This is a genomic window from Streptomyces sp. NPDC050211, from assembly GCF_040656035.1.
Lineage (GTDB): Bacteria > Actinomycetota > Actinomycetes > Streptomycetales > Streptomycetaceae > Streptomyces.
Genome location: NZ_JBFALC010000130.1, coordinates 1 through 11,496, shown reverse-complemented (window position 1 = coordinate 11,496; position 11,496 = coordinate 1). Strand labels below are relative to the sequence as shown.

Here is an 11,496-nt window from a genome sequence, read left to right as displayed (position 1 = left end):
GGAGAGCTGGCGTTCGACGGGCATGCCCGCGAGCCGGGCGAGCGAGGCGGCGAGGCGGGCCTGGTCGACGGCGGTGCCGAGGGGGGCGCCGGTCCGGGGGCGCGGGGCGGCCGTACGGTTCCGGGGGGTGCCCGGCGGTGTGCTGCGGCCCAGGGGCGCGGACGTCGGCGAGGGGCCACCGGCCAGAGCGCGCACGGAGTTCGGCAGGGGGGCGCTCGCCAGGGCGCGCACAGCGTGGAGTGCGCCCCTTGCGCCCCCTCCGTTCGCCGGGGCGCCCGCGCGGTGGCGCACTCCGCCGCTGTGCACCAGGACACCCGGCGCGAACGGGCGCAGGACCAGTGCGTCGAGCCCTGGAGTGAGGCCGAGTTCGGGATACGACGTGGACAGCAGCTGTCCGATGCGGTCGAGCCGGAAGCCGTCGACCTTCTCGGTCGACATCCGGCCGCCCACGTAAGGGGCGGCCTCCAGGACCGCGGTCGTTACTCCTGCGCTGGTCAGCCGATGAGCCGCCGAGAGGCCGGCGACCCCGGCTCCCACGATGACGACGTCCGCCTGGTACGCGGGCTCAAGCACGTGCCCCTCCTCGAGGTTGCGCGGCCGGTGGAGACGTCATGCCCCCAACAGACTCCGGGGATACCCGAGTTCGGCTCGAGGTTAGGGCGCTGATCGGCCAAATGAAGTCGCGCATCGACCGGGCACGGGCGCACAACGGTCGCATACGAGCAGCAAGGGGCCGTAAGCCTCACAGTGCGGCCCGGATCGCTCCCTCGATGTCCGGGAAGGCGAAGGTGAAGCCCGATTCCAGCAGCCGGGCCGGCCGCACCCGGGCGCTGCCCAGCACATCCCCGGCCATCTCGCCGAGCACGGTCCGCAGCACGGGCGCGGGCACCGTGAACAGGGTCGGCCGGTGCAGCACGCGTCCCATCGCCGCGGTGATCTCACGGTTCGTCAGCGGCTCCGGGGCGGTCACGTTGAACGGCCCGGACAGCCCGTCGGTGTCGATGAGATGGCGGATGGCGGCCACCTCGTCGTGCAGTGAGACGAACGACCAGTACTGCCGGCCGTCGCCCATCCGCCCGCCGAGCCCGGCCTTGAAGAGCGGGAACAGCCTGGCCCAGGCCCCGCCCTCGCGGGCCACCACAAGTCCCGTGCGCGGGAACACCGTTCGTACGCCCGCCTGCTGCGCGGGGGCCGCGGCGCCCTCCCACTCCACGCACAGCTCGGGCAGGAAACCCTCCCCGTGCGGGGCGCTCTCGTCGACCGGGCGGTCGCCCGTCTCGCCGTAGAAGCCGATCGCGCTGCCGTTGACGAAGACCCGCGGCGGATCGTCCAGGGAGGCGATGGCCTCCGCCAGCGCCGAGGTGCCCAGGACCCGGCTGTTGCGGATCTTCGTCTTGTACGCGTCCGTCCAGCGCCGGCTGCCGACCCCGGCGCCCGCGAGGTTGACCACGGCGTCGCACCCGGCGAGCCCGGCCGCGTCCACCCGACCTGCCTCGGGGTCCCAGTGGACCTCGTCCTGTGCCCGGGGCGCGCGGCGCACCAGGCGTACCACCTCGTGTCCGTCCGCGGTCAGGGACCGCACCAGGGCACTGCCGATCAGACCGGACGCACCGGCCACCGCGATTCGCGAACGCTCCATGGGCTCCAGCATGACCGCAGTGGTGCGACAAAGCGCGGACGGGGGCATGGGCAGAGCCGGATCGGGATGCCGTCATAAGGTGGCCGCCATGCCTGTCCCGTACATACGCCACGCGACCCTCGACGACGAAGAGGCGCTCGGCCGCCTCGACCGGGTCACCTGGTCGACGCTGCACTCCGTCCAGCCGCGCCCCCAGCCGCCGTACGAGCCCTTCTACAACGACCGGTTCGGGCCGCGCGACCATCTCGTCGCCGAGCTCGACGGGGCTGTCGTCGGCTATATCCGGCTGGGGTTCCCGACGCCGCTCGCCTGCAACTCCCATGTCCGCCAGATCCAGGGGCTCGTGGTCGCCGAGGAGGCGCGCGGCGCCGGAGTCGCGCGGGCGCTGCTGCGGGCCGTGCAGGACGAGGCACGGCGGCAGGGGGCACGCCGGATCACCCTGCGCGTCCTGGGCCACAACACCGCGGCCCGCAAGCTCTACGAGTCCGAGGGCTTCGCGGTGGAGGGCGTGCTGCCGGAGGAGTTCTTCCTGGACGGCGAGTACGTGGACGATGTGTGCATGGGGCGCAGTCTGAGGTAGCTCCGCCTGACTACGTCGTGACCAGCTCGCCCGTGTCCACCGGTGCCGTCGCGTCCGCCGCGCGCCGGGCGTCCTCCGCGACCTCGTCGGCCGTGAGGACGTAGCCCGTCTGCACGTCCGAGGTGGAGCGGGCGAAGACGACGCCGTACACCCGGCCGTCGGTGGTCAGCAGCGGGCCGCCGGAGTTGCCCGGGCGGACCGTCGAGCGGACCGAGTAGATCTCACGGGTCACCGTGTCGTTGTTGTAGATGTTCTGGCCGGTCGCCTGCACCCGGTTGGCGACGGTCGCCGCCTGGAGGTTGAGGTCGCCGCCCTCCGGATAGCCCGCGACCACCGCCGCGTCGCCGCGCGCGGCCTCGTCGTCGAACCGCAGGACGGGGGCGCGCAGATCGGGCACGTACAGCACGGCCACGTCCTTGTCCGGGTCGAAGAGCACGACACGCGACTCGTACGACCGCCCGACCCCGCCGACCCGGACGCTGGGGTCGTCGATGCCGGCCACCACGTGCGCGTTGGTCATCACATGCTCGTCCGCGTAGACGAAGCCGCTGCCCTCGCGGCCCTGGGTGCCGGCGACGCCCTCGACCTTCACGGTGCTGAGCTTGGCGGCGTTGGTGGCGCTGGCGGTGACGCTGTCGCCGGAGGGCTCGGCGACCTGGGCCGTCGACTCGCTCTCGAACGGGTTGAAGACCTGCGGGAAGCCCGCCTCGGTCAGCGCGGACGTGGCCCGGGAGAACCAGGTCGGGGTCGTTTCGGGCATGGTGTCCTGCACCGCCCCGAGCAGCCGTGAGTCCCGGATCGCGGTGGTGACCAGCGGGGACGAGGACGCGCCCAGGACGCTCGCGGCCACCCAGGCCACGATCAGCACGGCCACCGAGTTCGCCACGGCGCCGCCCACTCCGTCGGCCACCCGCAGCGGGCCCTGGTCCAGCTCCCGCCGCAGCCGCAGGGCGAGGCGGCCCGCCAGTTCATGGCCGACCACCGCGGGGACCAGCACCGTGAGCACGGCGGTCACCGTCGCCGTCGTCGTACCCGGCGCCGCCAGGTCCACCATCCACGGCAGAATCCACACGCCGATCACCGCACCGCCGACGAAGCCGGCCAGTGAGACACAGCCGGCCACCAGTCCGCGCCGGTAGCCGGACGCCGCGTAGGCCAGGATCAGCAGCAACAGCAGGATGTCGAGCAGGTCCACCAGGCCGCCTTTCTCTCGGACCCCTTAATACGCGGGGGAGGGGCCCAGTGATCAGCCACGCGCGCGTGGCATCCGGAACCAGCCACGCGTGCGTGTACCCGCAAAAACGTCCCGGACCCGGACGTTGGTTCCACCAGGTGGCACAGCACACATCGCGGGCGGAACGGATCCGGCCGACAGTGAGGTCATGCGTGTCTTCCGAAGGGCACGAGGGTCGCGAAGACGCCGTGCCGTGCGCACACCGCACATCGCCGTCCCCATACCGGCTGCCGTCCGGGTGCTGCTCGGCGCTCTGCCCGGGCTGGCCGCGGTCGCCGCGCTGGCGCTGTGCGCGAGTGGGGTGGAGCGGACCGGCGCCGCGACCCCACGGCCGGTCGCGGCCCGGTCCGTCGCCACGCCGTACTCCGCGGCGAAGCCGCACATCGTGCCGAGGTCGGCCTGGCTGGACGGCGGCGCGCGGCGTACCCAGCCGCCGCCGCGCTACGACCCCAAGGTCGTCGCCGTCTTCGTCCACCACACCGACTCGCCCAACAGCTACGCCTGCGCCGACGCGCCCCGCATCATCCGCCACCTGTACGCGGGCCAGACCGGCTCCCGCCGATGGGACGACATCGGCTACAACTTCCTCGTCGACCGCTGCGGCACGATCTACGAGGGCCGCGCGGGCGGCGTCGACCGCCCCGTCACCGGCGCCCACACCCAGGGCTTCAACCACGGCACCACCGGCATCGCAGCCCTCGGCACCTTCACGGCGGGCGTGCCCGTGCCGCAGGCCATGGCCGACGCGATCGCCCGCCTCGCCGCCTGGAAACTGGGCCTGTCCGGAATCGACCCCCGCGCGAACGTGCCGCTGGTCTCCAGCAACGGCCTCAGCCGGTACGCGGCCGGAACGACGGCCCGGCTCCCCGCTCTCGCGGGCCACAAGGACGGCTTCATGACGAGCTGCCCGGGCGCCGCCCTCAGCGCCCTGCTCCCGCAGATCAGGCAGACGGCGGCCTCCTTGCAGGGCAGGTGAATGGCTTGATTCACCTGCGTCCCAGGTAGGCCTTCACCGCCCGCTGCAGCACCTTGCCCTGGGTGCCCACCGGCTTCTCCCACTCCCCGAGGTACTCCACGGCCATGCCGCCCGCCCCCGTCTTGAACAGCAGCCGGCCGAGCAGCCGGCTCTCGGTGAGGGTGGGGGTGATCGCGCGCAGGTCGTACGTTTCGGCGTTCGCCGCCCACGCGTCGTACAGCATCCGCCACAACAGCGCGCTGCTGGGCCGCAGTTGGCGGCCCCGGCGGCCGGAGGCGGCGTACGAGTGCCAGGACCGGGAGCCGACGTTGATCATGAACGCGGCGGAGAGGACCTCCCCGTCGTACTCGGCGAGATAGAGGCGCACCCGGTCGCCGTCCTCCGCGTTCAGGGCCTTCCACATGCGCTGGAAGTAGTCCAGCGGGCGGGCCTTGAAGCCGTCGTGGGCGGCGGTCGCGGTGTACAGGCGGTGGAACTCGGGCAGGTCGCCGCCGGTGCCCGTGACGACCCGGACGCCCGCCGACTCGGCCGTCTGCAGGGCCTGCTCCCAGTGCGGGGCGAGGGCGGCGCGCAGATCGTCCACCGAGCGCTCCTGCAGCGGTATCAGACAGCTGAACCGCGGCTGCCCCAGGCCGAAACCGCTGTCCTCGTCCTCCTTGCACCGCCGCCACCCGAGCTGCCGCAGCCGCTCCCCGGCGTCCAGCGCGAACCCGTCTATGTCGGCCGCGGGCAGCTCCCGCAGATGCCGTACGGCGGGATCGGCGACGCCCGCCGCGACGACGGAGGGATCCCAGCACCGTACGACGACCGGCGGCCCGATCCGGACCGCGAACGCGCCCTCCCGCTCCAGATGCGCGACGAGCGGGTCCAGCCAGCGCTCCAGCCGCGGGGTGCGCCAGTCGATGTCGGGGCCGTCGGGGAGGTAGGCGAGAAAGCGCCGGGTGCCGGGCAGCGGGCGGTACAGCACGAGCGCGGTGGCGACCAGTGACTCGCCCTCGAACCAGCCGACGCTCTGCCCGAGCCAGCCGGGCTTCACATCGGCCCACTCGGGGATCTGGAGATGGCTCGCGTCGGGGTGCAGCCGAAGGTGGGCGAGATGGTCCTCGCGCGTGATCTCGCGCACATAGGGGCTGGTCATGGGCAGGGTGCTCCTCTTCGGGACGGGCCACCCTAGGCAGGCGATCACGGGCCGGGTCAAGGCCTGACTCTCACAGGCTTCTCGTAGCCGTCTCAAGGGTCTTCCCGAGGCGGCCTTCCTATCGTCATGCACACGCACTGACTGGAGGTGGGGAAGAAATGAACAGCAGTCACACCGAAGCCAGGGAGAACACCGGCGGCCGGTCCAGGACCGCCCGTGGACCCTGGGCCGTGCTCTGCGCGGTCGTGGCCGTCGTCCTGGGACCGGCCGCGGTCACCGCGTCGGCGCTCGACCAGGCCAACGCCGCCCCGATGCACCACGCGGTGAGGGTGGACCAGCAGACGCAGGCGTACATCCCGTCGGACGCGGGACGCCGGCGCACCGCCGGGTGAGCGTCAGGCCCGGAACCGGTCCCACAGCTTGGGATACCGCTCGGCCAGCGCCCGCTCGTTCTCGAAGTCGATCGGCCTGCCCTCGGGCTCCGAGGGCGCGGGCGGGATGCCGAGGTCCGGGGCGACGGTCCCGGTGAGCTGCTCGTAGGCCTCGTCGGCCGCGTAGCCCAGCTCCTCGCCGTCGCCGTCGAGCTCCTCGTCGAAGTCGTCCAGCAGATCGGCGAGCGAGTCGGGATCGTGCACGGCACCCTCGTACAGCTCCCGGCCCTGGCCGATCAGCCAGCACCGGAAGAAGTCGAACGCGTCGTCGCTCGCCCCGTCGAGCAGCACCCAGGCGGCGCCCCACAGGTCCCAGGTGTATGCGCGGTTGTAGCGCGCCTCGAAGTGACGGGCGAAGTCCACGACCGACTCCGGGTCGAGCTGGAGGAGCCGCTCCACAAGCAGGTCGGCCTGCTCCTCGGGGTCGCCCTCGGCCGCCTCACGGCTGGCGTCGACCAGCTCCCAGAACTCCGTCTCGTCCATCACGGGTCCAGCATCGTGCCTGGAGGGGTGGGGCGCACGTGGAGTGAGGCGGATTGTTATGGGGCGGGAGTGAGTGAGGAGTGGTACGGCGTCATCGGTCGTACAGCGCCGCCAGCCGCGCCGCGTCCCCCGCGAACCGCGCGCGCAGGCTCTCGGGAGCCAGCACCTCGGCCTCCGGACCGAGCGCCGTCAGCTGGGTGTGAGCGACGTCCTCGGACTCCACGGGGAGCGTCACCGTCACCCGTCCGCCGGAGTCCGGGGCGTCCGCCTTCTCCAGCGCCTCCCGCGCGGCGAGCGGATCGACGGCGTGCGGCAGCCTGCGCACGCCGTCCGGGGAGAGCCGTACGATCACCTGCGCACGCAGGATGGACCGCGCGAACTGCTCGGCACGCTCCTCCCAGAAGCGGGGCAGATCGAAGTCCTCGTCGCGGACGAAGCGCTCGGCGCCCGCCGCGACGGACTGGAACCGGTCGATCCGGTAGACCCGGGGAGAGCCGTGCGGGGCGGCTCGCGCGCACAGGTACCAGACGCCGGCCTTCAGCACGAGCCCGTACGGCTCCAGCTCCCGCTCGACCACGACCGCGTCCCTGCGGTAGTGGGCGGTGATCCGCCGGTCGTCCCACACGGCGTCCGCGACGACCGGCAGCAACTCGGGGGTCTCGGGCTCCTTGAACCAGTTCGGCGCGTCCAGATGGAACCGCTGCGCCGCCGTGCGGGAGGCGTCGCGCAGGGAGGGCAGCAACGCCGCCGACACCTTCAGCCGGGCCGCCGAGGCCGCGTCCTCCAGCCCCATCTCCCGCAGCGCACCTGGCACGCCGGACAGGAACAGCGCCTCAGCCTCACCGCGGTGCAGCCCCGTCAGCCGCGTCCGATACCCGCCGATCAGCCGATACCCGCCGGCCCGCCCCCGATCCGCGTACACCGGAACCCCCGCCTCCGACAACGCCTGCGCGTCTCGAGTGACGGTTCGCTCGGACACCTCCAGCTCCGTCGCCAGTTCAGCGGCGGTCATGGAGGGCCGGGACTGGAGGAGCAGCACCATCTTGATGAGGCGGGCAGCGCGCATGGGTCCATGATGCCGGGGCGCTGTGGGCGGGTGCGGGTCCGGATGTGGCTGGTCGCGCCCACGCGGCGGTAGCCGCATATCCAGTACAGCCCCGCGCCCCTAAAAGCGGGGCTGCGCCCCGGCTTTTGTCTTTAGGGGCGCGGGGAACTGCGCGACCAGCCCCCACCACCCGCGGCCGAATTACAAGCCGTACCGCTCCCGCGCTTCCTTCACCGCCGTCGCCTTCACCTCTCCGCGACGCGCCAGCTGGGCCAGCGCGGCCACGACAATGGACTCCGCGTCGACGCCGAAGTGGCGGCGGGCGGCGTCGCGGGTGTCGGAGAGGCCGAAGCCGTCGGCGCCGAGCGAGGAGTAGTCCTGCTCGACCCACTGCGCGATCTGGTCGGGTACCTGGCGCATGTAGTCGGAGACAGCGAGGACCGGCCCCTCGGCGCCGTGCAGCGCCTGACGGACGTACGGCACCCGCTCCTCGCCCCGCAGCAGCGCCGCGTCGGCTTCCAACGCGTCCCGCCGCAGCTCGCCCCATGACGTCGCCGACCACACATCGGCGGCGACGCCCCACTCCTCGGCGAGCAGCTTCTGCGCCTTCAGCGCCCAGTGGATCGCCGTACCGGAACCCAGCAGCTGGATCCGCGGGGCATTGGCGACCGGCGACAGGCCCGCCGACTCGGCCGTGTTGAAGCGGTACAGGCCCTTGACGATGCCCTCGTCGATCCCGAGCCCGGACGGCTTCGCGGGCTGCGGCAGCGGCTCGTTGTAGACGGTGAGGTAGTAGAAGACGTTCGGGTCCTCACCCGGCGCCGCCTCGCCGTACATCCGGCGCAGACCGTCCTTGACGATCGCCGCGACCTCGTACGCGAACGCCGGGTCGTACGTCAGCGCCGCCGGGTTCGTCGCCGCGATCACCGGCGAGTGACCGTCCGCGTGCTGCAGACCCTCACCCGTCAGCGTCGTACGACCGGCCGTCGCGCCGATCAGGAAGCCGCGGCCCAGCTGGTCGCCGAGCTGCCACATCTGGTCGGCTGTGCGCTGCCAGCCGAACATCGAGTAGAAGATGTAGAACGGGATCATCGTCTCGCCGTGCGTGGAGTACGCGGTCGACGCGGCGATGAAGTCGGCCATCGAACCGGCCTCGGTGATCCCCTCGTTGAGGATCTGGCCGTTCTTGGCCTCCTTGTAGTACATCAGCTGGTCGCGGTCGACCGGCTCGTACGTCTGGCCCTTGGGGGAGTAGATCCCGAGGGAGGGGAACAGGCTCTCCATACCGAAGGTGCGCGCCTCGTCCGGGACGATCGGCACCCAGCGCTTGCCCGTCTCCTTGTCGCGGACCAGGTCCTTGACGAGCCGGACGAAGGCCATGGTGGTGGCCACGTTCTGGGTGCCCGATCCCTTGTCGAAGGAGGTGAAGGCCTTCTCGGCGGGCGCGGGCAGCGGGGCGACGGCGTGCGTACGACGGGCCGGGGCCGGACCGCCGAGGGCCGCGCGGCGCTCCTGGAGGTAGCGGACCTCGGGAGAGTCGGCGCCCGGGTGGCCGTAGGGCACCACACCGTCGACGAAGTCGCTGTCCTTGATGGGGAGTTCGAGCAGGTCACGCATCTGCTTGAACTCGTCCACCGTCAGCTTCTTCATCTGGTGGTTGGCGTTCTTCGACGCGAAGCCCGCACCGAGGGTGTGGCCCTTGACCGTCTGGGCCAGGATCACGGTCGGAGCGCCCTTGTGCTCGACGGCGGCCTTGTACGCGGCGTACACCTTGCGCGCCTCGTGACCACCGCGGGAGAGGTGGAAGAGCTCCAGGATCTTGTCGTCGCTCAGCAGCTTCGCCATCTCGGCGAGCGCCGGGTCGGAGCCGAAGAAGTCCTGGCGGATATAGGCGGCGTCACGGGTCTGGTACGTCTGCACCTGCGCGTCCGGTACCTCGCGCAGCCGTCGTACGAGCGCGCCCGTCGTGTCGAGCTGGAACAGCTCGTCCCAGGCCGAACCCCACAGCGTCTTGATGACGTTCCAGCCGGCGCCGCGGAACTGGGCCTCCAGCTCCTGCACGATCTTGAAGTTCGCACGGACCGGGCCGTCGAGGCGCTGCAGATTGCAGTTGATGACGAAGGTGAGGTTGTCCAGCTCCTCACGCGCGGCGAGCGCGAGGGCCGCCGTCGACTCGGGCTCGTCCATCTCGCCGTCGCCGAGGAACGCCCAGACGTGGGAGGCGGAGACGTCCTTGATGGAGCGGTTGGTGAGGTAGCGGTTGAAGCGCGCCTGGTAGATGGCGGAGAGCGGACCGAGACCCATGGAGACGGTCGGGAACTCCCACAGCCAGGGCAGCCGGCGCGGGTGCGGGTACGACGGGAGGCCGCTGCCGCCCGACTCGCGGCGGAAGTTGTCGAGGTGGTGCTCGGTCAGCCGGCCGTCGAGGAAGGCGCGGGCGTAGATGCCGGGGGAGGCGTGGCCCTGGATGTAGAGCTGGTCGCCCGAGCCGTCGGCCTCCTTGCCCTTGAAGAAGTGGTTGAAGCCGGTCTCGTACAGCCAGGCGGCGGAGGCGAAGGTGGCGATGTGGCCGCCGACGCCGTATTTGCTGCCCCGGGTGACCATCGCGGCCGCGTTCCAGCGGTTCCAGGCGGTGATCCGGGCCTCCATCGCCTCGTCACCCGGTACGGCGGGCTCGGCGGCGGTGGGGATGGTGTTGACGTAGTCGGTCTCGAGGAGCTTCGGCAGCGCGATGCCGTTGCCCTCCGCCCGCTCCAGGGTGCGGCGCATCAGATACGCGGCACGGTGCGGCCCGGCAGCCTTGGTGACGGCGTCCAGGGAGGCCTGCCATTCGGCGGTCTCCTCGGGGTCGCGGTCCGGGAGCTGGTCGAGCTCGCTCGGCTGGATGGCGTTGGGGTCGGTCATGTCGCCGCCTTCCTCAGTCGAAGGGGGGTGCCCTTGGTCTTTGGCAGGACAGGGCATGGGGCCTCTGTAGAAGCCCGTCGGTGACTCTAACTCCCTGATCGATGATCGATCAAAGGGTTGAGAGGCAAAACCTCTTGATCACGAGAAAGTCGGCACGGGGTGTCTTCAGTGAAGGCACGGGGTGCCGTGATTTTTCTGGGTTTTCGCAGGTGGGGACGCATTTGAGCGCCGACGTGCTCAGGCTCGCGGTGCGCACCCCAGCACATGAGCCTTCACGATCTCGGCGATCCTCGGGTCCCGTCGCCGGAACGCCTGCACCAGCTCCTCGTGCTCCTCCGCGTACGACTGCTGCACCGTCCCCAGCCACCGGATCGACAGCGCCGTGAAGACCTCGATGCCGAGCCCTTCCCAGGTGTGCAGCAGCACCGAGTTCCCGGCCGCCCGCACCAGCTCGCGATGGAAGCCGACCGTGTGCCGTACCTGCGCCGTGCCGTCCGACGCGGCGTCGGCGTCGTACAGGGCGGCGACGTGCGGTTCCAGGGCCGAGCAGTCCTGCGCCAGCCGCTCCGCCGCCAGCTCGGCCGCGATCGCCTCCAGGCCGGCCCGGACCGGGTAGCTCTCCTCGAGGTCGGCGGCGGTCAGATTCCGCACGCGTACGCCCTTGTTGGGCGCCGACTCGATCAGCCGCAGCGACTCCAGCTCGCGCAGCGCCTCCCGTACGGGCGTCTGGCTGACCTCCAGCTCGGTCGCGATCCGCCGCTCCACGATCCGCTCGCCCGGCTTCCAGCGCCCGCTGACGATCCCCTCCACGATGTGCTCGCGGATCTGTTCGCGCAGCGAGTGGACGACGGGCGCGGTCATGAGGGCTCCTTAAGCGCGTTTGACGTTTAGACAATAAGGCGCGTGCGCTCCGCTGGGAGGGCCGACAGGGTTGCTTCAGCGCAGGTGAGACGAGACTTACATGGTGTGAGGGTTGGGTCGGGCGCCTAGTAGCTCGGGGGGTTCTGTCGTCTGGCGGCTGCGGGTTGTCTGTGGTTGTTCGCGCAGTTCCCCGCGCCCCTATAGG

The 11,496-nt window shown here is 71.4% G+C and carries 11 protein-coding genes; 3 read left to right on the top strand and 8 right to left on the bottom strand.

Annotated elements, in window-relative coordinates:
- Nucleotides 1-573, bottom strand: a 573-nt coding sequence (locus AB0I98_RS48725) for an FAD-dependent oxidoreductase (RefSeq protein WP_362952797.1), incomplete at its 3' end; no start/stop codon positions are given.
- A gap of 169 nt (nucleotides 574-742) precedes the next feature.
- Nucleotides 743-1,639, bottom strand: a complete 897-nt coding sequence (locus AB0I98_RS48720; RefSeq protein ID WP_362952795.1) for a TIGR01777 family oxidoreductase — start codon at nucleotides 1,637-1,639, stop codon at nucleotides 743-745.
- 88 nt (nucleotides 1,640-1,727) lie between these two features.
- Between AB0I98_RS48720 and AB0I98_RS48715 the strand changes: the two genes are divergently transcribed.
- A complete protein-coding gene (locus AB0I98_RS48715) occupies nucleotides 1,728-2,219 on the top strand; it encodes a GNAT family N-acetyltransferase (RefSeq protein WP_362952793.1) in 492 nt (163 codons plus the stop codon).
- 10 nt (nucleotides 2,220-2,229) lie between these two features.
- Here AB0I98_RS48715 and AB0I98_RS48710 read toward each other — a convergent pair whose 3' ends face one another.
- Nucleotides 2,230-3,414 carry a MarP family serine protease gene (locus AB0I98_RS48710; protein WP_362952791.1) on the bottom strand — a complete coding sequence of 395 codons (1,185 nt, stop codon included), beginning with the start codon at nucleotides 3,412-3,414 and terminating at the stop codon, nucleotides 2,230-2,232.
- Between the two features lie 232 nt (nucleotides 3,415-3,646).
- Here AB0I98_RS48710 and AB0I98_RS48705 point away from each other — a divergent pair, with 232 nt between their 5' ends.
- Nucleotides 3,647-4,429: a peptidoglycan recognition protein gene (locus tag AB0I98_RS48705; protein WP_362952789.1), complete on the top strand. Its 783-nt coding sequence runs from the start codon at nucleotides 3,647-3,649 to the stop codon at nucleotides 4,427-4,429.
- A 10-nt stretch (nucleotides 4,430-4,439) separates the two neighbouring features.
- On the opposite strand, the gene AB0I98_RS48700 is transcribed toward AB0I98_RS48705, so the two are convergent.
- Nucleotides 4,440-5,567, bottom strand: a complete 1,128-nt coding sequence (locus AB0I98_RS48700; RefSeq protein ID WP_362952787.1) for a peptidoglycan bridge formation glycyltransferase FemA/FemB family protein — start codon at nucleotides 5,565-5,567, stop codon at nucleotides 4,440-4,442.
- A gap of 158 nt (nucleotides 5,568-5,725) precedes the next feature.
- On the opposite strand from AB0I98_RS48700, the gene AB0I98_RS48695 reads away from it, so the two are divergent.
- Nucleotides 5,726-5,959: a hypothetical protein gene (locus tag AB0I98_RS48695; RefSeq protein WP_328366037.1), complete on the top strand. Its 234-nt coding sequence runs from the start codon at nucleotides 5,726-5,728 to the stop codon at nucleotides 5,957-5,959.
- Between the two features lie 3 nt (nucleotides 5,960-5,962).
- Here the strand turns inward: AB0I98_RS48695 and AB0I98_RS48690 are convergent, their stop codons facing one another.
- The 4 genes from AB0I98_RS48690 to AB0I98_RS48675 form a co-directional block, all read right to left on the bottom strand.
- On the bottom strand, nucleotides 5,963-6,481 hold the full coding sequence (locus AB0I98_RS48690; RefSeq protein WP_362952799.1) for a DUF4240 domain-containing protein: 519 nt from the start codon (nucleotides 6,479-6,481) through the stop codon (nucleotides 5,963-5,965).
- A gap of 91 nt (nucleotides 6,482-6,572) precedes the next feature.
- On the bottom strand, nucleotides 6,573-7,547 hold the full coding sequence (locus tag AB0I98_RS48685) for a WYL domain-containing protein (RefSeq protein ID WP_362952785.1): 975 nt from the start codon (nucleotides 7,545-7,547) through the stop codon (nucleotides 6,573-6,575).
- Nucleotides 7,548-7,727: 180 nt separating this feature from the next.
- Nucleotides 7,728-10,430 (bottom strand): pyruvate dehydrogenase (acetyl-transferring), homodimeric type, encoded by a 2,703-nt coding sequence (aceE, locus tag AB0I98_RS48680; protein WP_362952783.1) that lies wholly within the window; start codon nucleotides 10,428-10,430, stop codon nucleotides 7,728-7,730.
- 237 nt (nucleotides 10,431-10,667) lie between these two features.
- Nucleotides 10,668-11,291 carry a GntR family transcriptional regulator gene (locus tag AB0I98_RS48675; RefSeq protein ID WP_362952781.1) on the bottom strand — a complete coding sequence of 208 codons (624 nt, stop codon included), beginning with the start codon at nucleotides 11,289-11,291 and terminating at the stop codon, nucleotides 10,668-10,670.
- Between the last annotated feature and the right edge of the window lie 205 nt (nucleotides 11,292-11,496).